Below are 25,151 nucleotides of genomic sequence, written 5' to 3' on the forward strand. Positions count from 1 at the left end.
GATAAGCAGGTAGCCAAGGAAATCCCCCGGCTACCTGCTTTTTTTGTGTAAACATGTGATCCGGATTTATTAAATTTCTATACTTTCGCCAGCTTTAAGCGGAAATCCCTCTATCCCCTCTTGTCGCAGACGATCACAGAAATCCATAGCATCCTGAGCAATATCCGGAAATGTATTGTAATGAAGTGGTATGACCTTGTCCGCTTGAAGCCAGCGCGCAGCAAGGAGCGCATCATCCGGCCCCATGGTCAGCATATCGCCAATTGGCAGAGCCGCCAAATCAATCGCAGTTCTTTCACCAATCAGACGCAGATCGCTGAATAGTGCGGTATCGCCTGCATGAAATAACGTCTTCCCCTCAATCGTCAATAAAATACCTGCGGGCTGTCCAGCATAAATCCAAACGTCGCCTTCCTGAATCGATGAGGAATGAAACGCCTGAGTATATTTAACGGTAATGGCATCATAAATATGACTGCCGCCTATATTCATATGTTTAACCTTGGCACCCTTCATTCGGCAGTATTCTGCAAGCTCAAAAACTGCAAAGATCGGACAATCATTCTGTTTGGCAATTTGCACAGCATCACCTAAATGATCCGAGTGACCGTGAGTCAGCAGGACAGCATCTACAGTAATGTCATCAGGTGAAATACCGGAGTTCGGATTTCCTGACAAAAAAGGGTCAATAATAACTTTCGCTTGCTCTGTTTCTACCAGCAGCGCTGAGTGTCCGTAATAAGTGATCTTCATGACAATTCTTCCACCTCCAGGGTTATATAGTCTAGTTTACCCTATAAATAGCTGAGGTTCACAGATAAGGTCAATTATTTATAAAACGTATGATTACCAATGGTCTTCACATACTCCTGCGAATGATGTACGGTAAGATCCTGCGCAAGCTTAAGCGATAGGAAAAAATAAGTACTATCGGGAACTTCCTTCACCCCAGAGAGCGCTGCGTTCACCGCTTTAATACTATCATCATTAGGCTTGACACGTTTAAGACGCCCGTTAGCTACAGGACTGAATTGATGCTTTTGATAAATGACCTTATATATCGTGTCGGGGAAATTGGCTGACCGTAGCCTATTCAGAACAACGTTGGCAACTGCCACCTTGCCCTGGTACGGTTCACCTTCCGCCTCTGCCATTACAATTTTTTGTAGCAGAAGCAGTTCTTCTTCGGATACTGCGTAGCGCCGGGTTGCTTTACTTTGCTGCTCCTGGCTTAATAGCTCGGTCCGAGAGAAGTATAATGTTGTGAGGGGATTTTTCTGAGATGCCGAGACTGTCTTAACCACAGTCTGAGCGCTCTTTTTCGCTGTCGCTTTCTGCGCAGCTGAATTAGATTGTGCTACATCAGCTTTTACCCGAACTATGGAAGCCTGCGATGTATTTTGTGACTTTATTTTATTCTTACTAAGCCATTCTACACTCTGCTCTGGTTTCCAAGTGGAACTGAACAGGTTAACTGTGCTGTAAAGCTTATTCGTTTGTGAAACTTTTGTAGTGCCCCTCGTCTTACTAGATTTTGATTCTTCTTGCAAATAATTAATTACCGATGCTCGGCTGGTGGATTGCAGCTTATCCATCTGCAGACTATCTATTTTCCCCTCGGCAACCTGATTAGGCTGCATTAAGCTTATGGCAGAGAAACACACTAGTATAACGCCAACAAGCAACGCGATACAGCGGTTTTGTTTAAAGATTAACATGATATTCCTCCTATTTCACGGCACATTCCTATTGTATGTAACCGAAAACGGAAGCTTTGAAAACTTAAATACCGATTTTAAAATGTAATATTTTCAATCATTTCATACATAGGAATGGCATACATTCTGGTAGCATACAACACAAAACTATCAATCGTCCAGTCTCTATGAAAGATTTTTGATCTTTTTTCATCATCCAATTTCAGTAAATTTTCCAGCAATTTATCATCAAATGAAATTTTTCCAAGGTACTTTCGAGCCACTGTGAGATGTGGTTTGTACTCCCTGGATTCGGCCGAAAAACCTAAAGGAAGTGTAGCAGTGTGTACTCTCGCAGCCAGTAAATTCAGCTCTTCTAGTTCGCCAGAAACCCCTACCCATAAAACTTTTGGAGCCTTTGGCAGACCAAATGTATTCCATTTGTCTAAGGATAGTTTGAAGGGGCGGCATTGCTCTGACATCTGCTTCAACGACATGATTAAATCCGGGATTTTCGTCTTTGGGGTGTCTCCTAAAAATTGCAGGGTAATATGATAATCCTCTGGATGAGTCCATTTTGCAAAATGAAACTTTTGAGATAGGTTAGAGCACTCTTCCGCCACAACTTGCCCAAGTTCTGAGGGTAATTTCACAGCAATAAATAATCGTTCTGAATCTTTATCCGACACGTTAGCATCCATATCAATTTCACCTTCTCCTATAGATTTGGTATCCTTATCCTATAACATTATCCATTTTCATCAAACCTTAGAGCAGGAGGAATACATCATGACTAAGTCCATAGTATGTCTACAACCACTTACAGCCGAGCAACAAGAAAGGATCAAAGCAGCAGCCCCCGGTTATACATTCATACAAGGAGACGGCAAAAATCCGGATTTACAGCTGCTAGCTGATGCTGAAATCGTAATCGGCTGGGCTAAAGGCATCGCCGATACGCTTCTTCGTCCAGATTCGCCCCTTCGCTGGGTCCAATCCTGGTCTGCTGGAATTGAGAAGCTCCCGTTAGAGCGTTTTAAGGAACGTGGAATCCTATTGACTAGTGGGAGCGGAGTGCATGCAGAGCCTATTTCTGCGGTAATCTTTGGCTTCATGCTTCTCTTCACACGTAATTTGCATACAGCTGTTCGCAATCAGATGAACCGCCACTGGAATTCTGACGGAAGTGAGAGTGAATTGTTCGGAAAGACAGCCGTTATTGTTGGAACTGGAGCCATCGGCAGCGAAACTGCCAGAATCGCTAAAGCTTTCCGGATGAAGACGATCGGAGTAAGCCGCTCAGGCAAGCCACTCGCTGATTTTGATCAAGTATATACCACTGACCATCTGCCAGAAGCTGTGAGCCAAGGCGACTTCATCATCAATATTCTCCCTATCACCGATGAAACTAAGCAATTATTTAATACTGCGATCTTCTCTGCCTTTAAACAAGGCTCCTATTACATTAACGTTGGACGTGGAGCGACTACTGATACTGAGGCTCTAATCCACGCACTGAATCGCGGCCAGCTTCGTGGTGCGGGATTGGATGTATTCGAAACCGAACCCCTCCCGCAGGATCATCCACTTTGGACTATGGAGCAGGTAGTCATCACTCCTCATTCTGCTGGCATAACCGATCAATACGCTAATCGAATCGTAAATATTTTTACCGAAAATATAAATTCCTATTTATCTACTGGTACTCCATCCCTAAATCTCGTTGATTATGCCCGCCAATATTAAATTTAGCATTTGATTATTAAGAACACTTGTTCTATAATAAAAAAATCCAGGAATCAAACATAAAGAGAGGTTAGCGAAATGGATGTTACTGTCACACAATACAATGAGGAATGGAATCTTATCTTCCAAGAAGAATCTCGCAAGATTAAAGAGATCTTCGCTGATGCACTTATTGATATTCACCATATTGGCAGCACTTCTGTTCCTGGGCTAAAAGCTAAACCAATCATTGATATGATGCCTGTTGTACGAAATATCGAAGTCATTGATGACTTCAACGCGCAAATGACAGAGCTCGGTTACGAATGTATGGGCGAGTTCGGTATGAGTGGCGAGGCAGCAGAACAATACGGTAATCTAAAAGAGGATCTTGCGAATCAATTTCCGAAGGACATTGAAGCTTATATGGATGGGAAAGAAGCATTTGTAACCGAACTAGAAAGAACAGCGCTTGAATGCTATTCAAATCATTAACTATAAACTGATCATACAAAATAGTCCCTGCATGTCTATTAGACAATCCTAATGGACATGCAGGGACCCTTATTTCATACCTGGATCGCAGCGCTCTTAATTAGAAGCTATGATCTCGTCAATATAGGCTGTAGCGGTTCCAGCCGTAGAAGGTGTAACAAACTGAATGCCAATGGCATCTACTTTCTTCAAATTCTCAGGCGATAGATTGGAATTGTTGCTGAGATCAATCGTGAACTCCGTGAATCCATCCTGATCAGCTATCTTCGCACCCGAATCCACCCATATTGCATAGCCACCTAATTGAAGAAACGGCTTCGCTTGAACATCAGGCTGGTCAGAGACGATTCTAACTTTAGCAGTAAGCTTGGAGAATGCACTCAGATCAAGTGCAGCTACTTTTGATGCTGCTATAAAAGGATCTTTATCCTCTCCATTCCATGCGAAATCAAGCTTCAAAGATTGATTACCTTCAGCATATACATCAGAAGATACTGTGGCTGTACCAGAATTGATAGCCCAACCGTCATTCCCCGTCTCGAAGCCATAGTGAACATCCGGGACAGCTTTCTCCAGAGATACTTCCTTCAAATAAAGCTTCGCAGTTCCTCCATCATTGGAAACATCCTCAATTTTAATCCCAATCGTCTTTACAGCAGCCAAATCTACGCCCACCCCTGCTGCTGCAGTAGGTAGTGAAATAGATAAGGTCGTATAACCCTTAGAATCTACAGGCACAGGATCACCGCTGTCGCTCCATTTCCAGTCCGCACCTGTCTTGATGAATAGACGCGCTTTAGCTGCACCACTCGAGAGCTTAACCTTAGCGCTGATCGTATCCAGCCCTGTAATATTCAGCTTCTCAGGATTAATAGCAAGTTCAAAGGATTCTTTGGAGCTGCCATTTGCATCATTGCCAGTATTAATCAAATCAAATTGTACACTTGCCGCTTCTTCATTGGCATCAAATGTTGGAGGTTGAGCGTTGGCAGACGAACCGTTTGTTGTAGCCCATCCTGCAATATCAGCTTCTGTAGCGAAGGCGTACAACACGCCAGGCTCATGTCCCTGGGAACCTCCATTTCCTTCTTCCGACATATCCGGAAGTGTCCCGTCATAGACCGCTTGAATATCGTCAAAGTAGAGCGAACCTTCGTGGCTCTGTCCGTCCATCGCATTCACATACAAATTAAAGCTCTGAACTTGCTTCAATCTTTCCTGTGTAAGCTCTCCGGCTTTTCCCCAGCTCATCTCCGTCAAATTCTTCAAACTTAATACTATTTTACCGTTCTTGTCTGGATTAATGACCGGATAAGCTTCGAAATATCCTCCATCAATGACAAGCTGCATCACTAGCTTAAGCGGCTCACCTTTCTCAGCATAAGCGTTGTCTCCATCGGAAGCTACCCACATACTGAGTGCATTATAGTCGGACCAGTCCAGCGAACCCAGACTTTTACCTACTCCGGTATAACCTGCATTATTAATCGTATAGTGCAGTTTCATTCCGTAATCCCCGGATGCCTTATGTTCGGAGCTTAAAGATACGCTCACATCATCTCCGCCAGCCTTAGGATATTTGGCTACCAGCGCTTCATCACTTGAGCCATAAGATTCAAAATTATCTACCAGTGCTTTGTCAGCAACAGGTGCAGTATACGTATTATAAAGACCGATATTATCTACATAGATTGGCAATTCACCTTCCACTTCCAAACCACTGCCAACCAGAGATATCGCTAGACCAGTGGCTTCGGCTGATTTAGCGGCATTATCCAGATCAATCGAAACATCAAATTCATAATACTGTGATCCACCCACGTTAACTTTCTCAAGATCGGACAAAGATTTATAGGATGAGTCCATGCCATACTTTGTATCCCAATCTGGTGGCAACTGAATCACACTGCGTACCGCAGCATTGTTTGCCTCATTCTGAGCAGCCTCCGGAATTAACACGGAGAACTTCACACGTGTAACTTGAGACAGGTCCACTCCATCCAGTGCAAGATCATTCAATTGCAGCTTCAGTTCCTGCCAAGTATCCTCAGCAGACAGCCCTTCAGTAATGTTAATAACAAGCTTACCGTCAGCATCTAGTGACGCATGCTGCAAGACCGTCTTGATCGTCTCTGCGTTATTGGCGAGCCCTGACCAAGTACCATTGTTTTGGATTTGCTCCAAATCCTTGTCAGTATCAAAAGTAAGTACCTTTATTGGCGCTTCATTGATTTTTAAGAATACAGAATTAGTCTGTGTAAGTGTAGCATCTCCAGTTCCATATGCCCTCACTGTAATCTCTGCTGAACTGCCATTCAGACTAGCGTCTGGCTGCCATGAAGCGCTATAGTAACCGTCCGCACCGAGCGTCATTTCCACCTCTACTCCAGAATCACCCACAGTATAAGTCACTTTGCTAGGCACTGCATTTAATACCTTGGCCCGAATGACGGTTACGGCATCTGTTACTGTACTGATATTATTCGGAGTTACAATGTGGAGGAAAGGTTTCTTTCCTGCCACTTCAACCTCGAGATTGTACTTATTATCATCTTTCACATCGCTCGCAAAAGCCGTGAAATCATCTTTATAGAAATTCACAAAATCAGGAAGCAACTCATGATCTGCTTTGTTAGGAACATTCTTATAAGGAACATACAGATTATTACCTTCACCAAAGTTCGCCCAAGTCAGCATATAAGATATTTTTGCCGCATCAGGGTCAGCCTTGATCGCATTCAATACTTTAGTGAACCATTCCAGCTCATTATTGCCTGTTGTTTTCATACCAGCAGCACTATAACCATACTCAGATAGGGTAACAATCTTACCTTTGTCTTGAGCAAGCTGAGAAATCATCTTAAGGTCTTTAACAAGACCATTGAGGAAAGCCTCCGAACCCGCATTCTCCTTGTTGTCATACTGATCCATTCCAAGAATATCAACAAATTGATCACCTGGATAAGTCGTTAAATATTCACTTTCATTTCCATTAAAAGATCCGTTTGGTGAGAATACATAAAGGAAGTTATGAACGCCTTTAACATCACGTAGGTATTCAACTGTATATCTGTACAGTTCCGCGTATTCACTCTTTGTCGTTGTAGCCGCACCCCACCAGAACCAACCTCCATTTTGTTCGTGGAAAGGACGGAACAGAACTGGAATCAGGTTGCCATCGTCATCCTTAAGATTGTTCGCAAAATCAGAGATGCGATCCAGATATTTATTAAACTCTCCATTCTTATCTCCGCCCGGCAAAATCCGTGATACTACCGAGCGCGTTGCTCCTTTGGAATTCCCTGTATCGTTAAAGCTTCCACCCGTAACAAAATTGTACGGATGTGTACTTAGCGTTACAATACCACCCAAATCATGAGCCTGCTTCATGGCAGCAGATAATCCTAATCTACTCGCTTCATAATCTCCGCTAACTCCAGGAGGATTCTCATATCCATCTAAACTAAGGGTGTCCCAACCAAAAACCCCAGGATAATCACCAGTGGAGCTGTATACGTCAGAAATAACATTTCCGTTCTTATCCTTTCCGGCAAAAGAGACGGTAGTATCATGTTGATGACCGAACATAACTTGTTTACCGCTCATGCTATCCAGATAAGCAAATAACGATTTGGTAGCAGCCGATGCATCTACGTCAACGATATGAACCCCAGCTTCTGGTGTTGCCGTTGGAGCAGCCGTTGCTGTAGGTTCCGGAGTAGCCGTCGGTACTGGCGTTGCTGTAGGCTCTACACTAGTTCCACCTGAGCCCCCAGGCGCCGGTGTGCTTGTTCCCTGTCCTACAAGAACTCCATCCTTCACAGTGTATGTTCCTTCTACTATAGTCACTCCATTTAAGACTACAGAGGAAGCACTTACTACAAGCTTGCTAATGGTACCTTTTGTTGTAATCAACGTTCCCGTTGCACCGTTACCAATCACAAGCTGATCGATTGTAGAACCTGAGCCTACTTCTATAATAGAAGCACTATCAATAGTCAGTTGAGTGATGACCGTACGATCCTCTATAACGACCCGGACTTTTCCTTCAGGACGATTCACTTTTACAGCAGCCAATTTAGAATTTTTTAAATGAATCGAATGCTCGCCACCACCAGATATAAGTACACTACCTTGTACTGTTACATTCTCCAAGACACTCTCACCATTACTAATACCGGAGGTAAGATAAAGGTTGCCTGATGCAGCTACATTCTTTAGTTCAACCCCACTTTGGTTAATGACAATATTCCCATGGATATCTCCCCCAGTGAATGTACCAGCTGTGTTGTAGTAGCCGCTAATCAATCTGTCAACGATAGTGACTACCTCCGCCCTTGTAATTGGGTCGTTCGGACGAAATGTACCATCTGGATATCCGGATAGAATTCCACTCAATGCTAGGGTAGCCTCTTTAGCGTAAGCGCTAATGGATGCTTGGTCTGTAAAGGCACTCGCTTTAGTGCCTGGCTCCAGTGAAAAAACAGAAGCAATTAATGTTGCAGCATCTTGACGAGTTACTTCAGTATCCGCTTTCGCTTTATTATCAGGAAAACCTTTGTAATAGCCAGCTTGCTTCGCTATAGATAAAGCGCTTGCATACCAAGCTTTAGCAGGTACATCCGAGAATGACATTTCCGAAAGAGTGCTAAATCCAAATAGCTTATTAATAATACTTACAAGCTCAGCACGCGTTACTTTATGATCCGGCTTAAAAGAGCCATCCGGATAACCTTGAATAACACCATTACCCTGCCACTTCTCTACACTTTCTCCAGCCCAGTGCGCCTTGAGGTTTTCATTTGTTTTTCCGTTAGCTAGCGCAGGCACAGCCATTGTAACAAGCATTACTGCTGTAAGAAATAGAGCAAAGCTTTTTTTGAACCTCTTCATTCGTTTTACCCTCCCGTTTTGTAAAGGTTTTCATTATTACTCAAGCAGAAGATTTGGCTTCTTTATCAACCTCCCCATTTATTACCAATAACATTTTAGTTATTATATTAGCACTAAAGTAGCATGCAAACAATAACTTATTTTTATAAATAGCTATTTTGTTATAAAAAACACTGAATATCAGTGTTAACAAGCATAAATATAGACGAATAAGTAATAACAAAACACTAACAAAATATTACCCGTTCTATAAAAAACAAACAAAAGGCCAGTCTCCAATGGATTGGAGGCTGGCCTTAACTTAATCTTCTCTTTTATCTAATCCAAGTCATAAATCGATCCGACTTTCAACCCGTATAGCTCATTGTATATTTTCTCAGCAAAGGCATCCGTCATCCCTGCGATATAATCAATCACCATATGTTCCCACGTCCAAATAGGATTCGCTTGTTTCTGATCCTTCTCAAAGCGTTGCAGCCAGTCCGATGGAATAATCGCTTTGGATGTCTGCGGATCAAGAAAAGCTCCCCATAGACGGCGCAGAATCCATTCACTACGTTTCTGAAGCCGCTGTACTCGTAAATCACGAATCATCGTGACCCAAGCGAAGCTTTTCAGCACACTTACGGTCCGTAGCATATCCTCATCTTCTTTTCCTTCCTTTATAAAGGTGACCTTCTTCCAGTCTCCATCAGGAATCACCCCAAGACTTGCGACAAAGGTGCTAACCCAATAAGCCTTAACTTCACGCCGAGTTCTGGAATAGTCGTTCTCGCAGGTTGGCATCTTTTCCATCCATACTCGAAGAAATGAACTAAGCACCTCTTCGACCTTAGCGCGGATACCTTCCTCCTCCCAACCCTTCCAGAAGAAATCCTCTAACGTTGAAATTTTCTCTACGATCAGCCGCTGAATATAGGAATCGTGCATAAAGTGTTCATGCACTTCAATCTTTCCAGCCTTAATTCCATCCTCCAAATCATGTGCAGAATAAGCGATATCGTCGCAAAGGTCCATCAGCTGAGCTTCCAACGTTTTCTTACCTGCAGGAATTCCCCACTCTTTGCGAATCTCCGAAATATATGCCCATTCGTGAAGGTACATCCCCTTCTTCAGTGAGGTGCCAGGAAACGGATATTTATTAATTCCGAGAAGCACTGCATCCGACAGATTTAGTCCATCAATGTTCTCACGCTTCTCCAGAAACATAATCAGCCGATAATTATGAGCATTGCCTTCAAAATGCTCATAGCGCTGCTTCATCTGCTCATGAATGAGCAGCCTATCTGCACCCGTTGCTCCTGATTGCAGGGCAGCCTCATTCGTCTTCTTTTCAATAAGCTGGTCCAGAATGTTATCCAGTACCTCTTCCCCTTTATGCCCGAAAGGAGGATGACCAAAATCATGAGCAATGGCCGCGCATTCTACAACCTCTGGATCTATTACAAGTCCTGGGTTCTCAGCTTTACTTGTCTCCACCTCTGGATAAGATCTAAGCAGACTTTTCGCTGCCTCACGTGCAATCTGAGCGACTTCAAGTGAATGAGTTAGACGCGTCCGGTAATAATCACCCGTGCCAGCCCCGAACACTTGAGATTTGCCTTGCAGCCTACGAAAAGTAGGCGAATGAATCAAGCGTGAATAATCACGCTCATAAGCAGCTCTCGACGTTTCTAGGCGGGTAATTTCCGGATATTGCCGGTGTTCTCTTTTTTCAATAAGTGTCATATTCCCACCCCTAACCAAATGTCTATATATTGAACTTCATTATAAGGCATTTTCATAACAATTTTCACATCAAAATACAACGTTATCCCAATCCCAAACTGCAATGGAAGCAATCCACCAATCTAAAAGCAATTGAAATGGAGATATTAATCTTCGTAGGCAAAAAACATCTAGGAGGAATCTACTAAATGATAATGAAGAAATTGTCCGTAGCACTTCTATCAACTTGCTTAATGCTATCCGTTGCTTCTGCGGCTTCTGAAAATGGATACATTCATTAATCTTAACATTCATTAATCTTAACATTCATCACTATAACCACTGCCAGTTGTACTGACTCATACTCGCAGGAAAAAGACTGATCATTTTTTACAAAACTGAAACTATGAATATTTTAACCCTCCAAAGGAGCATTCTAAAATAAAAAAAAACAGGTGAATTCATGAAAACTAGCAGCAAAATTATGATGACTACCCTCTCTCTCTTGTTATGCTTCACGAACTCTGCTCTAGGTAGCCCGAGCAAGAACCGCGACTACTACGAAAAAAGAGGAGACATGATTTGGGAAGTACATACTAACCAAAAAGTGATTGCATTAACGTTTGATGACGGTCCTGACCCTTCTGAAACCGATCAAATATTAAAGGTATTGAGTCAATATCATGCGAAATGCACCTTCTTTGCCATAGGAAAAAGAATTGCAGCGTATCCAGATGTGGCGAAACGAGTCATTTCCGAAGGACATGAATTAGCTAACCATACCTACAATCACGTCTATTTTAGAAAACCTATTAATAAAGCCCAGTTTGAGCGGGAACTTAATTTAACCGAAGAAGAAATTATAAAGGTTTCTGGAAAGCATAGTGCTTTGTTCAGACCCCCGGGTGGCATGTATGATGAGACACTTGTTGATACCTCAAACAACATGGGCCTAAAGCCTATTTTATGGTCCTGGCATCAAGATACACGTGACTGGAATCGCCCTGGCGTGCAGAGTATCGCGAACAAGGTTATTCGAAATGCACATAATGGTGATATCGTCCTGTTTCATGATCATGTGCATGGACAATCTCAAACCAGAGAAGCGCTCAAAATTATTTTGCCGGAATTAGAAAAGCAAGGTTTTCGATTTGTCACCGTTTCAGAATTAATCAAATTATCCAATACACAACAGGCAGGTAAAGCACAATAGCCTAATTGCACAGGACTTCAAAATAAGGTAGTCTTGTCCTATTATGAAGTTCTGGAGGCTTTTGTCATGTCTGATAACACATCCTATACGACTGAGGAAATTGCCCGTTTACTGAAGATCTCGAAATTAAAAGTATATGATCTGATTAAAAAAGGGGAGCTTCCCTCCTACCGTGTAGGAAAACAGATGCGTGTGGATCAATCCGATTTAGAAGCCTACAAACAGAATGCTCGAAGTGGCATGACCCTATCGACATCGCCGCTGACTTTTACTGGAGCAAATCTAACACAAGTTGCCACACATTCTGGCCAATTTAATAGTAAAGCTACAGGACACAGCCTCGTGATTACGGGTCAGGATATGTCACTCGATATTCTGGCCACCTATTTGGAGCGTTGCCTGCCCACTGAGCGCCCTCTTCGTTCTTACGCTGGCAGTCTAGATAGTCTGATTGCCATGTATCAGGGCGAGTCTGACATCGTCAGTACGCATCTGCTCGATGGGGATACTGGAGAATATAACCTTCCCTATATTCGTAAAATCCTTGTAGGCTTCTCTTATGTTGTAGTTCGTCTGTTGACCCGAAGTGCAGGATTGTATGTTCAAAAGGGAAATCCTAGAGGTCTTCATGAATGGTCCCATCTGCAACAGGATGGACTTAAACTGATCAATAGAGAACGAGGCGCTGGTGCACGTGTGTTATTGGATGAGCAACTCCGATTGCACGGCATTCCTGCTACAGGCCTATCTGGATATGAGCAGGAGGAGAATAGCCATTTAGCGGTCGCCGGTAAAGTGGCACGAGGGGAAGCTGATGTGGCCATCGGTACCGAGAAAGCTGCTAAGATTGTCGATGGCATTGATTTCATTCCCTTGATTCAGGAGTCTTACGATCTAGTGATGCTTAAGAAACCGGAGCATGAGCAATGGATCGCCATAGTGATTGATATTTTACGCTCGCCAGCCTTTCAAAGTGAGCTTGGGTCCATTCACGGATATGATCTCACGGAAACCGGGACGATTATTTACGAAACCTGATAGTCATAGGCTTGCTTGCTTCTTATTAAAGAGGTTTTGTTTTAACGGTGCGTTTCTAAAGAAAAAAACCTAGTCCATCCAGGTTACTCCTGGATGGGCTAGGTTTTTTTAATTTATCAAGATTTCCAATCGACATTCCCATTGAAGTCAGCGGAGCGATCTATGTCGAGCATAATTAAGTACGCCGGTTCACAAACATCAACATCACAGCAGACATAACAATAATGGAGCACACCCACATCCAAGCAAGAGTCATGTTGCCGCCATCCACCGCGACATAGATCGCTGTAGGTACAGTCTGCGTGCGGCCAGGAATATTCCCAGCTACCATGATCGTTGCGCCAAATTCTCCTAAACCGCGGGCAAAACCTAGAACATACCCAGCAGCGAGTGACCGACCTGCAAGGGGCAATGTGACATAACGCAGTACCTGCAGTTCGCTCGCTCCCTGCGCACGCGCCGCATCTTCAAGATCCGCTTCCACGCCTTCAAAGCCCGCCTTCACCGTACGGTAAACGAGAGGAAAAGCTACGACAACCGCGGCGATAACCGCAGCCCCCCATGTAAAAAGGATCGTATGCTCCGTCATTTGTTCATACCATCTGCCAATCCAGCTGCGACGACCTAAGACGACCAATAACACAAATCCGACAACTGTCGGCGGCAATACGAGAGGAAGTAGCATTACAGTCTCAACCAAGCTATAACCAGGAAATTTCCGACCTGCCATAACCTTGGCAGCGGCCGTTGCAAGAATAAATACAATGATGCTGGTAATTACTGAAATTTTAACGGAAAGCCATACCGGGGCGAAGAAATCAGTCCAATTTATTTCCATCCTTATTCCCCCCGCTTCTACTCATGATTTCTTATTTAAGGAAGCAAGAAGCCAAAGCTTGCAAAAATATCACTAGCCTCTTTGCTTTGAAGATAATTGTAAAATTCTTTAGCTTCCTTCTGATTCTTCGAATCCTTCACGATACCCGCCGGATAATTAATGGCTTTGTGAACATGCGGGCCTACGGTAAGAGCGATCTTCGTCTTTTTTGAAGTCAATGCATCTGTCTTATATACAAAGCCTGCATCGACATTCCCCGTTTCGACGTAAGACAGAACCTGACGTACATCCTTCGCAAATACAAGTTTGTTGTGCAGCGTATCCCATACCTTCTTCGCAGTTAACGATTGCTGAGCATATTGGCCTGCGGGCACAGATTCAGGCTGCCCTACCGCTACCTTTTTAAAGGATTTGTCCTTAAGTTGAGTGATCGTATTTAATGTAGCTTTTGAATTCGAAGGCACGACTAGAACCAACTGATTCTTAAGCAGAACCTTATGGTCAGAGATCAGTCCAGCATCCACTAACGCATTCATCTGCTTATCCCCTGCAGAGAAGAACAGATCCGCCGGAGCACCCTGCTCAATCTGCTTCTGTAATGTGCCAGATGCAGCATAATTAAAGACCAAATCAATATCGGGATGCTTCTTCTCATAGAGAAGCGCCATTTTATCTAAGCTATCCTGCAAGCTGGCTGCAGCGGATACTATAATCTCTGTCTTCTTGGCGGCTGCCTCCACCTCCAACCCTGTGCCCGCAGATAAATTCACAACCAAAAAAATTGCTAATACACCAAAGATTCTGACTGACCATTTCTTAAACATTTCCATTCCTCCCATTTCCACATGTATATATGTAGATGCTATTCTAGCATACGTTTTTTCGATTTTCTATAGATTGAGTTGTGTTTGGATATGTTTAGTTATATATTGTTATAATTAGATAGTTAGAAATGAGTATCTTGGACTTACTCGCAAAAAAAGGATGCCACCGGCAACCATTTAAATGGTTGCTCAAGCACCCCATCTTTCGAATTGAACGAAGGTCAAATGAGCGTATCACTATTTATAGTGCGAACTCCATTTTTCCAACTGCTGCCTGATTACTTCACGGTAATAGTACGGTTCAATGATTTCCGCTTCCTCTTCGAATCTCTTAATCCAGCGGACAAATCCTATATCTTGTTCCACGGCAACCTTAAAGTGAAAACATCTAGATTGACGATCCACTTTACTTGGCTTAAAAGGCAATTCGTCCTTCTTAATTCCTTCCATTACCCGTTCCGAGAATTTCACTTTGAATTCTACCTGTAAACTATCCCTATCGAGTGACCATTTCTGCTTCATAAAGGCTTGCACATCAAACGCTTCCTTCGAAAAAAAACGATTTAATGGCTTCACATTAGAAAAATCGTTGATATGATATGTACGAATAACACCCTGACGATGACAAAATCCAATAAGATGAAAACGACTTTCCAGCGGGACCAGACAATAAGGATCAATGGTTATCCCTTTCTCTTCTAATGCATTCTCACTATAATTCGCTTGAATACTCTTTTGCTTTAATAAAGCCTCCAGGATCGGAGTAAGAAATGAGTGTTGTTCCATATGCGAACTGCTTCTTTCTGCCCACCCCACCCCTACTTCTCTTCTTGCACGTTCTATTGTTTCTTCTCTCTCCGCCTTACGTTTATATTCAGCTGCGACTATTTTTTCATACGCGCTTTCAAAATCTATGGGTAAAGCTGGTTTTATATCTTCCATAATATAGCGTAATTGCGAAAATGCGGATGCTTCTTCTTCCGACCAATCCAAGGGATAGAGTGCAAAATTCCCAATAAAAGCATAACCTTTTCCATGCCCCAGGTGGGTTATGGGAATATGCATGGCGCTAAGCGCGTCCATATCCCGGTAAATCGTTCTCTCGCTGTTGCCGCAGCGTTCCGCCAATTCACGGGCTAATATCCCTGGCTTGGCTTGAACAAGTGTAATAATGCGCATCAGTCGGATTAATCGGTCTGTCATATTCAGTTCCCCTTGATTTATGGTTAAATAGACCCATTATTTTATGAAAAAAAGTAAAATTGTGATAGAACTTTTTTACTATGTTACCACATTTTATATTACAATTCTTCTTATAATTTTCCGCTGAATCCGCTGAAAAATCCAATTTATGTATAGGTCTTTTTTCGCTTATGTGCATCCTCGTGCAGTGAGTCCTATATTAAATTCCACCAACGGCTTTACTTCGTTGCTGATGCTCGAACCCGATCTGTTTATACAACATTTCAGCCTCTTTAAGCAGCAAAGGATCTCCAGAGCGTACTGCGAGTAGCAACATCTTATCCGCATGTCGATTAAGCATTTCGTGAGCTTCACTATGCTGGCCTTTACTTCGTAGTGCCTCTGCTTCTTCAACCGTTTCAGCCGTCTTCAACAATTCCAGATGCTTTTCAACATAAAAGCAGCAAGTATCGCTCAGAATGCGCGTATGATGCGCGTACTCCAGCTCAAGTACCTTCACGGGAAGTTCACGAACACGCTCTACGGTTGGTTTTTTATACTTCCACTGTAGGGATAATGCTTCATATTTACCTGCTACAGAACTAGAAGTAGTGAACTCCAATCCTATGAATTTGCGTTGTCCTGTTTTTATTTTTCCAAGCTTAAGCAAGAGTGAATTTCCTTCTCCAGCCTCCATTTCACATCCATAACAGCGCTTAAAAGTTACATGTGGCTCAAGCCAAACTCGTAGTTCAATATCACGTGCAACCACTTTGTGGCTGCTTGGTCGGCTATTTTCTGAAGGCAAATTTCCTTTCCATTCGACAAGTAAAACAACATCGCGATTTCCACCTGCAAAAATACGATCTTGACCCCACGTAAATATAGGAGTAATACTTTCCATCATATTTTCCACCTCTTTCTTTTTTTGGGTCTTCTATTAATGTACCAATAATGGCGGACAACTCCATGTCATGGAATGTATGTTCGGTTCTATATTATCGACAAAAAAAGAGCCATTCTACATACTAAGTAGACTGACTCTCGCAAAAACAGCCCCTTTTGTCTGTTTATGACGAAAATTTTATGTTTTTAACTTTAACGACTCTGAAGTTTAGGCTGCACTCGCTCCCGCTTAAAAAATAGTCCCAGCGCCCATTTGGCACAAAGCAGAGAAAATATAAAAAATAGGACTGCCCAAAATATGGCCGGCACCGATGTCATCCTTGCCAGGTTACTGGCATCTCCCGCACGAGATGGAGATACAACGGCCGCATATACAAGAAATAAACTTCCCATTACAGACTCTTCCAAGGTCAAAAAAGCTAATAACAAATAATAATATTTGCTGGCCTTTTTCCACACCACCAGCATTAAAACATTCAGCGCAATAAAACCACCTAACCACATCATTCCGAAGCTTCCCCGCACGTACATTACCAGCATAATCAATGCTACAGTAGTAGCTAAGATAAGTCCCCAATCATGCCGTCCTTTACTGTAGAGATAGAAGAGCAGCAATGCGAATAAGGAAGCCAGCACATACCCCGATAGCGATACCAGTATCGCTCTGCCTCCATCTTGAATGGCTGAATAGGTGACCCCACTATGATTCGCGTATAGTTCAATCCGCAGCACACTGCCAGACAGCAGTAAAGTCACCAGCGCATGACCAAATTCATGAATCATCGTGTCCAAATTCCGAAACAAAGATGAGAATGGAATCAACCTCGTTAAAAAAGCAGATCCGACCAAAAATAACATTGTCTTAAGCCATTTATTCATTCCGCAGCAGCCCCTTTCCGTCCAAAGTATACGATAAATAGTCCCTCTTCTCAATCATGTTGAGCACAGCCAAATCGTTCCTTACAAGGAAGTGTCACCTCACTTCAAACAGGCAAATATACTGACCCAAGAAGCCCTATTCACGTTTAGCGTACGCTGTCAGAAGCTGTCAAGCTGTGTTAAAATAAAAGAAATACAAGCCTAAATTGGGTGGTGATTATATAGATGAAACAACGTAAATACCGTAAATATCTACAGCTGTTATGTTCGCTCCTGCTTCTGCTGACCCTTTCCATATCTCTTCCGGCCCCAGTAGCACAAGCCAATATATTCAGTGATATCTATAATGGATTCAAAAGCTTCTCTGAGCTTCCAAATGAAGTCAATGAATTGAAAGAAGGATTTCAGCAGACAGCTGAAGAGCTACAACAGGCGAAAGATAAGCTTACGAATACCATGCAGGAAATGGAGGCCTACCGGACACAGAACGAAGCCCTGCAGGAGCAGAATCGCCAACTAACGCAGATGGTTGATGAGTTGCAAAATGACCGGACGGCACGCGAAGAATATTATCATAAAATCAAAGTGACTATTTTTACGGGGATTGGTCTAATTCTGGGGTATTTTATACTCATCCGTATTGTTCGTTTCAGCATGCTTCACCGTTCTAGAAAAGGAGACCGCCTGCGCTAATCTCGAATATTCAGTAAAGATCACGTCTACAGCATGAGGGAGATGAAATATGAACATCGATGTCCAAGATGAAAGCGACAGCGGGAGCGGACAAGCCGTAGCCTTCACCCTTGGGGAGAAGGAAGAGGTTCATGTGCTGCACCCACAACAAATTATCGCTTATCAAGGGCCTGCCACTGGACGGGCAGACAGATTTATGGATGTAAAGGGCATCTATCGCAAGCGAAAATTGATTCGTTCGGATATGTCTGGCCCTTGCCATTTTGTCGCCGCCCTTCCACCAGGTTATCGGGTAAAGATTCTGCAGCTTGATGGAAAGAGCGATTTATTGTACGACTTTAAACATCTCTTCTTCTACAGCAAGGGAGTTACGATGGATACACGAGTGCTAAGTATGAAGAATGTGCTCGTTACACGAGATATTGTGAAAGTGAAATTTACGGGTAACGGCATCATTGGCATATTGACTGAAGGTACGGTATGTGAAGCTGAGCTTCATCCTTACAATCCGCTCTATGTGGATGCAGGCAGCATTATTGCCTATCCTGAAAATGCAAAGCTGGAGCTTACCGTTTACGGCAACCATTTAGCTAGCCAGCATATGAGTTATCATTGGAAGATGACGGGCCACGGCCCTGTGTTGTTTCAGGCCGGCCGCCAGAATCGCCGATTTGAAAGAGATAATAACGATGATGGAATTATTAAACGATTTCTGCGCGAAGCCGTGCCATTTGGTGGAGTATTTATTAAATAGAATGCTTCAAAAAAAGAGCGCCATGCGTTAACAATACGCAGGCGCTCTTTGTATATTCTATCCTTATAAGGATGTTGTCTTAGCCGATAAAGGCATTCAGCATCCAAGCATGTTTCTCAATGCTGCTTCTGATGCCAATCAGCAGATCTGCAGTTGGTTGATCGTTCAATTCTTCAGCAGTAGCAATTGCATCTTGCAGTTCTTTAGCAACAGTCTTAAAGTCTCTCACGAGCTCAAGTACCATACCTTTAGCATCTTCTCCGCCGCGAGCTTCTTGTAAGTCGGACAATTCAAGATATTGCTTCATTGTGGAGGCTGGTTGTCCACCAATAGAAAGCAAACGCTCAGCCAAATCATCTGCATAACCAGCAGCTTCATTGTATAGCTCTTCAAACTTCTCATGAAGTGTGAAGAATTGAGATCCGCTAACATACCAGTGATAATGATGAAGCTTTACCCCGAGCAGGAACCAGTTCGCAGTTTGGCGGTTCAAAGCAGCTTGCAGTTCAGTATGGTTCTTTAATTGTGTTGTCATTAATAAAACCTCCTATGGTTCATTTATTATAATTGTATTTAGACTCGTTCTAAATCTATATACAATTTAACACACTCTTTCGTGTTTTGCAACTATTCTGGAGATTATATGTTGTGCCGATTCTAGCACAGCTTATGTTATGAAGCCTATTATGTGTGTCACACTTTGGTAAAAGAGTCTCTTCTCTAGATTAAAGAAACATCCTCCTCCGCGGTCTTTCCTTTCCTGCTGCGGAAGAAAGCCCTCATCTCATCACGCTTACTCTTCGGACTTAGGACATACACAGTATCCCCAGGCTCAATAACAGTACTTCCATGCGGAGTGACAATCTTTTTATTGCGGATAATTGCCGTAAATAAGATATCATCTGGCAGACCTATTTCTGAAATCTTCTGTCCAGCAATGGGCATATAAGGGTTAATTCCAATATGGTTAAACTCCGAGTCTGTCTTGCCAAGAGCAACCAGCTCCATCAGGGAAGGCTGATCTGAATCTTCTTGCCCCACAAGCTTCAATCGGGATGCTAGCGGGGAAATACTAGTTCCCTGAATCACCGCCGAGGTCAGTACGACAAAGAATACAACATTAAAGAATAGTCGTCCGTGAGGCAGATCAGCCAGCAGCGGATAAGTCGCTAACACAATCGGAACGGCTCCACGAAGTCCGGCCCAAGAAATCAAAGTCTTCTCGCGGATCGTAAATTTGGAAAAGTGCAGGCTTATAAATACACCGATTGGTCTAGCTACAACCATCAGAATGACGGATAACAAGATACCTTGCCATGCCACTTCCGCCAGCTCCTGTGGAAATACTAACAAACCAAGCAGTATGAACATAAATATTTGCATCATCCAAGCAAAACCATGACTAAAATTCATAATGGTACGGTGATACATTAGCTCGGAATTCCCAAGCGTAAGGCCCATAACATAAACAGCCAGCAACCCGCTGCTATGTACCCATGCTGATAAACCATAGGTCAGAACAGCAAAGCCAATCGCCATTACTGGATAAAGACCTGTAGAATCCAGGTTAATTCGATTGATACAGAAAACTGCGATCTTCCCCAGCACAAAACCCAGTACTAAGCCAATGCCCATCTCCCATATAAAAGACAACAGCAGCCCCCATATCGCCATATCCGGATGCTGTATCCATTCGATTAGCGAGACTGTCAAGAATACCGCCATTGGATCGTTGCTTCCTGATTCTGCTTCTAACGTCGAGGTCAGACGTTTATCAATGTTCTTACCGCCGAGTACCGAGAAGACTGCAGCCGCATCTGTCGATCCAACGATCGCTCCAAACAGAAAGCTTTCTGGCCATGACACATCAAGGATCAGCTTAGCGAATACCCCTACAATGGCTGTTGTCATGATTACGCCTACCGTTGATAAGGATAATGCCGGCCGAATAACAGGTTTAATATCCTTAATATTCGTCTGCATGCCACCTTCGAATAATATGACAACCAATGCGAAGATCCCGGCCATTTGCGTTAAGGAAGCATTGTTAAAAAAAACAAATTGGCTTAGCACCATCCCCGCAGCAAGAAACAGCACTAAAGCTGGCATACCAAATTTAGTGGAGAACTTGGTGGAAAATACGCCTACAAGCAGGAGTGCTGCCAGTAATAATATAATATTATCTGCAAGTTGGGACACCGATTATTCACTTCCCTTTCTCTTCTAGCTTTAAAATATAAGAAGCTTCCTTATTTATGTACTTTATTACCCTTTTCGATATCCTTTTGAGACATTGAATAATATAAACAAGATTGGAGATTTCATTCCCCGGGCCTTATACTTTATGTAAATGCTTTCTCCCCATCGTGTGTACATATAGGAGGTTGAATGTTATGCAATTGAGATTAATTAAACCTGCGGAGCTAGACCAAGCGGCTCTGCTCGCAGATTCTGTCTTTCGTGAACCGGGTGCCACTTCAATGAAAGAACTGTTTCCACTTATTTTCCGCCCTGGACTCAGTCATTCCTACGCGGCTATTGCCGATGACGGAACGGTTGCTGCTTTCATGGGGCTCGTACCCTCCACGATCAAGACTGGAGATGCTGCTTTCATGAATGTTTTCTCCATAGGTGCTGTCTGCACCGATCCCGCTTTTCGGGGCCAAGGACTGGCGGGCCAACTTCTACAGCTATGCCAGACTCACGCTGCCGAGGCCGAGGCATCGCTGATTTTTGTCTCGGGTGATCGTTCGCTATACACCCGAGCAGGGTGCGTACCGTTCGGAGGTACGCAATTTGCCGAGCTGAACGCAAGCTCAGCTCAGGCACTTGCAGCCGCAGCAGGAGAAGAATGGACGCTGCGGCCAATGCAGCCGGGCGACTTCTTCGCCGTCTACCGGCTGCTCAATGAACGCGAAGCCGGACATGTATATAGTCCGGGTGAGCTGGCGCTGCTGCTAGGGACCGAGGCTTACGCGGGTGTGATGGGCTTGGCCCAGCGCACACTCGTAGCCGTTCGGGACGGCAGCATCGAGGGGTTCGCCGCGGTGGCTGTGCCCGCGGCGGCAGACGTGCCAGCGCCGAACGCGGCGACGGCGGTGGAATGGGCCGGCCAGCCGAGCGCGGTAGCGGCATTGCTGGCCAAGGCGGCCTTGTGCGGCGGCGTTGGCACGCTGCAAGTGCCTGTGCCGTGGCAGGAGCGCGGCTTGCTCGCGCTCCTGCGGGACGCCGGCGCCAGCTTAAGCGGCGGCGCGAACAGCGGAACGGTCTGCATCGCAGACCGGGAAGCGCTATTGCGGCAGACTGAAGGCTGCCGCAAGGGCCTCGACTTGTCGTCCGTGCAGGACGACAAGGAGCTGATCTCGCTGCTCTTTGATCCAGCGAGTTCAGAGGATTCCGATGCTATTCATTTGCCGTATATGTCTGGACTTCGTTTCATTTAACGGATTTAAACAACAATAAACGGAAGCCGTCCTTTTAAGGACGGCTTCCGTTACGATGCTCCTAATTCCGCATGGTGTCTCTGCCGCGAGCTACTTGGTGTATTTTGCAGGTTCTTTAGTATGCGCTATAAACGATTATATAAATTCAAATGATACCCTTATTCTCTGGAATACACCTGCAGCTCTTGAATGGACCAATAATTCCCGCCGGATCCGGTCTGTACAATTTTGACATACCTCGTCTTCACTTTAGAAAAGGATATCTTAGTAAGCTCTTTCGAACCTTTTCCAGACGTGAGTTTGTTCCAGTTTTGAGTATCGTCAGAAATATAAACTACATAGTCTCTTGGATAATCAAAAGGTGAAAGCGTGCTGTCCAAATCTATTCTTTCAATTTCATGTGCTTCACCCAGATCAATCTGAAAATACTCTCCGGAAGCCTGATGTTTCCCCGTATCCCAGCGCGTGCGCCGATCCCCATCGATGGCCAGGTTCGGAGCTGATGCTGCCGTATTCACATTTGAGGATACCTTCCATTTAGTACGATCCAGAGGAACCAGTCCGGTGGCTGTAATCTGAACTTTATCGGACAGTAAATTAGAGCCGGATACCCTTACCGCGTAGGTATATAACGTCCCTTCATGTAAATTATGATCCGTATATTCTGTAAGCTTCACATCGGTGGCTACCACCTTCATTTCCCCGCCGCTACCTTCAGCGCGAAGCAGCTCATAGCTTGCTCCTGGTGCCTCCAACCAATTTAATTTTACAGCTAAACCTTTTGTTGCTGCGGCTTTGAATCCTTTAGGGGCCGACGGCTTTACTTCAGTAGAAGGTTGCAAAATATACTGCACAGCCTCTCCCGGAGCAAGTGTCTCCGTAAAGGTTAGCGTGGGAGTAGCCTTTTTGCCTGTTACATAACTTCTTGCTTTTTCATACGTATCCCCGTTTCCAAAACGTTCCCCTTCATACACCCCGTTTTTCGGCATAGTCACATTTACACTCACAGTCTGTGAAGTAGACTCAAAGTTAACGAAATTAACCAATACCTTATTTGAAGTCGCCCCGCTTCCAGCAAGAGGCTTCAATGTAGAAGTATCCACGGCCCGAACATATACCAGCTTGTCGGCTAACACATCTTTGTTTGCAACTTGGTAAGTTAATGGAGCTCCATGTGTAGCATAGGCAAGACTGAGCCTTCTCATGATGCTGACACGTGAATCCTCATTTTCTTTTGTATAGTAAATCTCTGTGGTTGCCGGATCATGCTCTTCTAAATTAAATCCGTATTTGAATAAACTGAAATCCTTAAAAAAAGCAGCATGCTGCACAAACATATCCGCATAACCAATATGTGCACGCATGATCCGGTCGAATACAGCCGCTGTCCGCTCCGTTGCCCCGTATTGATAGGCATCCACATGACTGTCCGAGGTACCAAATTCAGTGGTCAGCATTTTTTTGCCAAGTCCATTGTCTGCGCCAGTGAAGGTCTTCAAATTCTCAGTAAAGCTTCCTCCATTACTAAAAATATAAGAGTCGCCGTAGGAGTGTCCATTGGTCAAATCCGTAACCTTCTCCAGCTCCATACGTTGCTCTGGATCACGTTCCCAGCCATCCGGATCTCCACATTCCTTCCCGGTTCCCTTCTGATTACCACAGGAATCTTCACTGTAGCTCGGCCAATACGCCCAGCCCGGAGCAACAGTTTGTAAATGGGGCGCGATTTGCTTACCCTTTTTATTCAACCAGTCCGCAATCGCCAGGTTAACTGCCTTAGAACGATTGAATAACCCTGGCTCATTATCTACCTCATAATATTGAAAATAAGGGCTATATTGTTCAAAATAATCTGTCAGCTTTTTCTCCGCATCAGCAGGCAACGATCCATCTGCTTTAAGCTTAATATCACCAGTATGCAAATACAGAGCAACCGCCTGCATGTTGTAATCCTGCAATACCTTGTAATATTCCAGCATATCTGAGCAGGATCTCCCGACATCACTGGCACAGCTGGTACGCATCACATTGCCGCTATAAGCCATCCCTAGCCATTTGATAACATAAGGCAAGTGCGTAACCGCACCTTCATCAAAGTAAAACTGCTTATTATTCACTACTGTTCCGGTCAGTGTATAGCTGCCATGAATAGGCTCGGAAATTGGAGCGTTAAGAGATTCTAAACGGAGATTATCCCAAGTCCACCAGGAATATTCATCTTCTTTGTCACTGCAATATAAACAGCGAACCGTTTGCAGCTTCAATTCGTTCGTTCCCAGCTTCAATTGCTCCTTGGGAATGTATAATTCATAGGATTTTTGAAAGCTATATTCACTTTCTGTGCCCGATACGCCCGCAATTTGAATGATCCCTGACAATTGATGATTGGAAAACACACTCATTTGCGGCACGGATTTATAAGCATCCAGAATTCCTACGCTAAATAAGACCCCATTCTCCGGGATCTTATTTAGCTGATAGGTGATCGTTAATTCCGGCTGGGTCTTTCCATTCAAGCCTGCAGGCAAGCTCTGAAGAGCCAATGATTTGAGCGCTGAAGAAGGAACATTAAATACCTTCTTACTCCCAGAAGTGCCACTCGCAGCGAACTCAGCTGCTGAGCCATCATGTTGTCCCAGATTCCAGAGAACAGTACCATCCGGTATTTCTGCTGCAACATCACTTCCTGTAGCTAATCTTGGTATATTGGCACCTGCCTTATAATCGTTCGTCTTATTCGTTCCGAAAACAGAGACAGACAACAGAAACAAGACGGTTAATGCGGTGAATTTCAGTAATAACAGTAATGGTTTGTTTGCAGTTATCCTATTTTTTCTATTGGATATTCTCCTCGTTATTCCCAT

At 43.9% G+C, this 25,151-nt stretch carries 20 protein-coding genes; 7 read left to right on the forward strand and 13 right to left on the reverse strand.

Annotated features, from left to right (window positions below; genetic code table 11):
- Positions 1 to 69 precede the first annotated feature (69 nt).
- From MKY52_RS04330 to thpR, 3 genes are all read right to left on the reverse strand, one after another.
- Positions 70 to 753, reverse strand: coding sequence for a metal-dependent hydrolase (locus MKY52_RS04330; protein ID WP_042185230.1), 684 nt, complete (start codon positions 751 to 753; stop codon positions 70 to 72).
- 74 nt (positions 754 to 827) lie between these two features.
- Complete coding sequence (locus MKY52_RS04335; protein WP_341050042.1) at positions 828 to 1,718, reverse strand: cell wall hydrolase; 891 nt, start codon at positions 1,716 to 1,718, stop codon at positions 828 to 830.
- Between the two features lie 77 nt (positions 1,719 to 1,795).
- Positions 1,796 to 2,398 (reverse strand): RNA 2',3'-cyclic phosphodiesterase, encoded by a 603-nt coding sequence (gene thpR, locus MKY52_RS04340; RefSeq protein WP_076283913.1) that lies wholly within the window; start codon positions 2,396 to 2,398, stop codon positions 1,796 to 1,798.
- Positions 2,399 to 2,486: 88 nt separating this feature from the next.
- On the opposite strand from thpR, the gene MKY52_RS04345 reads away from it, so the two are divergent.
- A complete protein-coding gene (locus MKY52_RS04345; RefSeq protein ID WP_341050045.1) occupies positions 2,487 to 3,443 on the forward strand; it encodes a D-2-hydroxyacid dehydrogenase in 957 nt (318 codons plus the stop codon).
- A 78-nt stretch (positions 3,444 to 3,521) separates the two neighbouring features.
- The gene (locus tag MKY52_RS04350; RefSeq protein ID WP_341050047.1) at positions 3,522 to 3,917 is read left to right on the forward strand and encodes a GrpB family protein; all 396 of its coding nucleotides are present in this window, start codon (positions 3,522 to 3,524) and stop codon (positions 3,915 to 3,917) included.
- 96 nt (positions 3,918 to 4,013) lie between these two features.
- Here MKY52_RS04350 and MKY52_RS04355 read toward each other — a convergent pair whose 3' ends face one another.
- Together MKY52_RS04355 and MKY52_RS04360 are read right to left on the reverse strand one after the other, a co-directional pair.
- Complete coding sequence (locus MKY52_RS04355) at positions 4,014 to 8,810, reverse strand: glycosyl hydrolase (protein WP_341050049.1); 4,797 nt, start codon at positions 8,808 to 8,810, stop codon at positions 4,014 to 4,016.
- A gap of 318 nt (positions 8,811 to 9,128) precedes the next feature.
- On the reverse strand, positions 9,129 to 10,538 hold the full coding sequence (locus MKY52_RS04360; protein ID WP_339245170.1) for a deoxyguanosinetriphosphate triphosphohydrolase family protein: 1,410 nt from the start codon (positions 10,536 to 10,538) through the stop codon (positions 9,129 to 9,131).
- A gap of 442 nt (positions 10,539 to 10,980) precedes the next feature.
- Between MKY52_RS04360 and MKY52_RS04365 the strand changes: the two genes are divergently transcribed.
- A complete protein-coding gene (locus MKY52_RS04365; RefSeq protein WP_052404165.1) occupies positions 10,981 to 11,730 on the forward strand; it encodes a polysaccharide deacetylase family protein in 750 nt (249 codons plus the stop codon).
- Positions 11,731 to 11,796: 66 nt separating this feature from the next.
- A complete protein-coding gene (locus MKY52_RS04370; protein WP_341050050.1) occupies positions 11,797 to 12,768 on the forward strand; it encodes a helix-turn-helix transcriptional regulator in 972 nt (323 codons plus the stop codon).
- A 175-nt stretch (positions 12,769 to 12,943) separates the two neighbouring features.
- Here the strand turns inward: MKY52_RS04370 and modB are convergent, their stop codons facing one another.
- From modB to MKY52_RS04395, 5 genes are all read right to left on the reverse strand, one after another.
- Positions 12,944 to 13,606, reverse strand: a complete 663-nt coding sequence (gene modB / locus MKY52_RS04375) for a molybdate ABC transporter permease subunit (RefSeq protein ID WP_341050052.1) — start codon at positions 13,604 to 13,606, stop codon at positions 12,944 to 12,946.
- A gap of 35 nt (positions 13,607 to 13,641) precedes the next feature.
- Positions 13,642 to 14,430, reverse strand: a complete 789-nt coding sequence (modA, locus tag MKY52_RS04380; RefSeq protein ID WP_341050054.1) for a molybdate ABC transporter substrate-binding protein — start codon at positions 14,428 to 14,430, stop codon at positions 13,642 to 13,644.
- A 237-nt stretch (positions 14,431 to 14,667) separates the two neighbouring features.
- Entirely contained in the window at positions 14,668 to 15,633 is a 966-nt protein-coding gene (locus MKY52_RS04385; RefSeq protein ID WP_341050056.1) for a helix-turn-helix transcriptional regulator, read from the reverse strand.
- Positions 15,634 to 15,832: 199 nt separating this feature from the next.
- Positions 15,833 to 16,519 (reverse strand): hypothetical protein, encoded by a 687-nt coding sequence (locus MKY52_RS04390; RefSeq protein ID WP_076299145.1) that lies wholly within the window; start codon positions 16,517 to 16,519, stop codon positions 15,833 to 15,835.
- A 191-nt stretch (positions 16,520 to 16,710) separates the two neighbouring features.
- Positions 16,711 to 17,397: a M50 family metallopeptidase gene (locus MKY52_RS04395; protein WP_076283905.1), complete on the reverse strand. Its 687-nt coding sequence runs from the start codon at positions 17,395 to 17,397 to the stop codon at positions 16,711 to 16,713.
- A 225-nt stretch (positions 17,398 to 17,622) separates the two neighbouring features.
- Between MKY52_RS04395 and MKY52_RS04400 the strand changes: the two genes are divergently transcribed.
- Positions 17,623 to 18,090 (forward strand): hypothetical protein, encoded by a 468-nt coding sequence (locus MKY52_RS04400; protein WP_042185202.1) that lies wholly within the window; start codon positions 17,623 to 17,625, stop codon positions 18,088 to 18,090.
- A 49-nt stretch (positions 18,091 to 18,139) separates the two neighbouring features.
- Positions 18,140 to 18,844, forward strand: a complete 705-nt coding sequence (locus tag MKY52_RS04405) for an AIM24 family protein (RefSeq protein WP_042185200.1) — start codon at positions 18,140 to 18,142, stop codon at positions 18,842 to 18,844.
- Positions 18,845 to 18,923: 79 nt separating this feature from the next.
- On the opposite strand, the gene MKY52_RS04410 is transcribed toward MKY52_RS04405, so the two are convergent.
- Together MKY52_RS04410 and MKY52_RS04415 are read right to left on the reverse strand one after the other, a co-directional pair.
- Positions 18,924 to 19,379: a Dps family protein gene (locus tag MKY52_RS04410; RefSeq protein WP_341050058.1), complete on the reverse strand. Its 456-nt coding sequence runs from the start codon at positions 19,377 to 19,379 to the stop codon at positions 18,924 to 18,926.
- Positions 19,380 to 19,564: 185 nt separating this feature from the next.
- Positions 19,565 to 21,043 carry a potassium/proton antiporter gene (locus MKY52_RS04415; protein ID WP_341050060.1) on the reverse strand — a complete coding sequence of 493 codons (1,479 nt, stop codon included), beginning with the start codon at positions 21,041 to 21,043 and terminating at the stop codon, positions 19,565 to 19,567.
- Positions 21,044 to 21,237: 194 nt separating this feature from the next.
- Here MKY52_RS04415 and MKY52_RS04420 point away from each other — a divergent pair, with 194 nt between their 5' ends.
- The gene (locus tag MKY52_RS04420; protein WP_341050061.1) at positions 21,238 to 22,287 is read left to right on the forward strand and encodes a GNAT family N-acetyltransferase; all 1,050 of its coding nucleotides are present in this window, start codon (positions 21,238 to 21,240) and stop codon (positions 22,285 to 22,287) included.
- Between the two features lie 158 nt (positions 22,288 to 22,445).
- Here the strand turns inward: MKY52_RS04420 and MKY52_RS04425 are convergent, their stop codons facing one another.
- On the reverse strand, positions 22,446 to 25,151 hold the full coding sequence (locus tag MKY52_RS04425) for a discoidin domain-containing protein (protein WP_341050063.1): 2,706 nt from the start codon (positions 25,149 to 25,151) through the stop codon (positions 22,446 to 22,448).

The organism is Paenibacillus sp. FSL P4-0184, assembly GCF_038004625.1.
Lineage (GTDB): Bacteria > Bacillota > Bacilli > Paenibacillales > Paenibacillaceae > Paenibacillus_AQ.

What these genes read in the sequence shown, in the direction of transcription:
- MKY52_RS04405 (WP_042185200.1), top strand. Translation starts at nt 18,140, where the DNA reads ATGAACATCGATGTCCAAGATGAAAGCGACAGCGGGAGCGGACAAGCC.
- modB (WP_341050052.1), bottom strand. Translation starts at nt 13,606, where the DNA reads ATGGAAATAAATTGGACTGATTTCTTCGCCCCGGTATGGCTTTCCGTT.
- thpR (WP_076283913.1), bottom strand. Translation starts at nt 2,398, where the DNA reads ATGGATGCTAACGTGTCGGATAAAGATTCAGAACGATTATTTATTGCT.
- MKY52_RS04345 (WP_341050045.1), top strand. Translation starts at nt 2,487, where the DNA reads ATGACTAAGTCCATAGTATGTCTACAACCACTTACAGCCGAGCAACAA.
- MKY52_RS04360 (WP_339245170.1), bottom strand. Translation starts at nt 10,538, where the DNA reads ATGACACTTATTGAAAAAAGAGAACACCGGCAATATCCGGAAATTACC.
- MKY52_RS04330 (WP_042185230.1), bottom strand. Translation starts at nt 753, where the DNA reads ATGAAGATCACTTATTACGGACACTCAGCGCTGCTGGTAGAAACAGAG.
- MKY52_RS04385 (WP_341050056.1), bottom strand. Translation starts at nt 15,633, where the DNA reads ATGACAGACCGATTAATCCGACTGATGCGCATTATTACACTTGTTCAA.
- modA (WP_341050054.1), bottom strand. Translation starts at nt 14,430, where the DNA reads ATGTTTAAGAAATGGTCAGTCAGAATCTTTGGTGTATTAGCAATTTTT.
- MKY52_RS04395 (WP_076283905.1), bottom strand. Translation starts at nt 17,397, where the DNA reads ATGAATAAATGGCTTAAGACAATGTTATTTTTGGTCGGATCTGCTTTT.
- MKY52_RS04365 (WP_052404165.1), top strand. Translation starts at nt 10,981, where the DNA reads ATGAAAACTAGCAGCAAAATTATGATGACTACCCTCTCTCTCTTGTTA.
- MKY52_RS04400 (WP_042185202.1), top strand. Translation starts at nt 17,623, where the DNA reads ATGAAACAACGTAAATACCGTAAATATCTACAGCTGTTATGTTCGCTC.
- MKY52_RS04350 (WP_341050047.1), top strand. Translation starts at nt 3,522, where the DNA reads ATGGATGTTACTGTCACACAATACAATGAGGAATGGAATCTTATCTTC.
- MKY52_RS04370 (WP_341050050.1), top strand. Translation starts at nt 11,797, where the DNA reads ATGTCTGATAACACATCCTATACGACTGAGGAAATTGCCCGTTTACTG.
- MKY52_RS04335 (WP_341050042.1), bottom strand. Translation starts at nt 1,718, where the DNA reads ATGTTAATCTTTAAACAAAACCGCTGTATCGCGTTGCTTGTTGGCGTT.
- MKY52_RS04425 (WP_341050063.1), bottom strand. Translation starts at nt 25,151, where the DNA reads ATGGGAATAACGAGGAGAATATCCAATAGAAAAAATAGGATAACTGCA.
- MKY52_RS04410 (WP_341050058.1), bottom strand. Translation starts at nt 19,379, where the DNA reads ATGACAACACAATTAAAGAACCATACTGAACTGCAAGCTGCTTTGAAC.
- MKY52_RS04420 (WP_341050061.1), top strand. Translation starts at nt 21,238, where the DNA reads ATGCAATTGAGATTAATTAAACCTGCGGAGCTAGACCAAGCGGCTCTG.
- MKY52_RS04390 (WP_076299145.1), bottom strand. Translation starts at nt 16,519, where the DNA reads ATGATGGAAAGTATTACTCCTATATTTACGTGGGGTCAAGATCGTATT.
- MKY52_RS04355 (WP_341050049.1), bottom strand. Translation starts at nt 8,810, where the DNA reads ATGAAGAGGTTCAAAAAAAGCTTTGCTCTATTTCTTACAGCAGTAATG.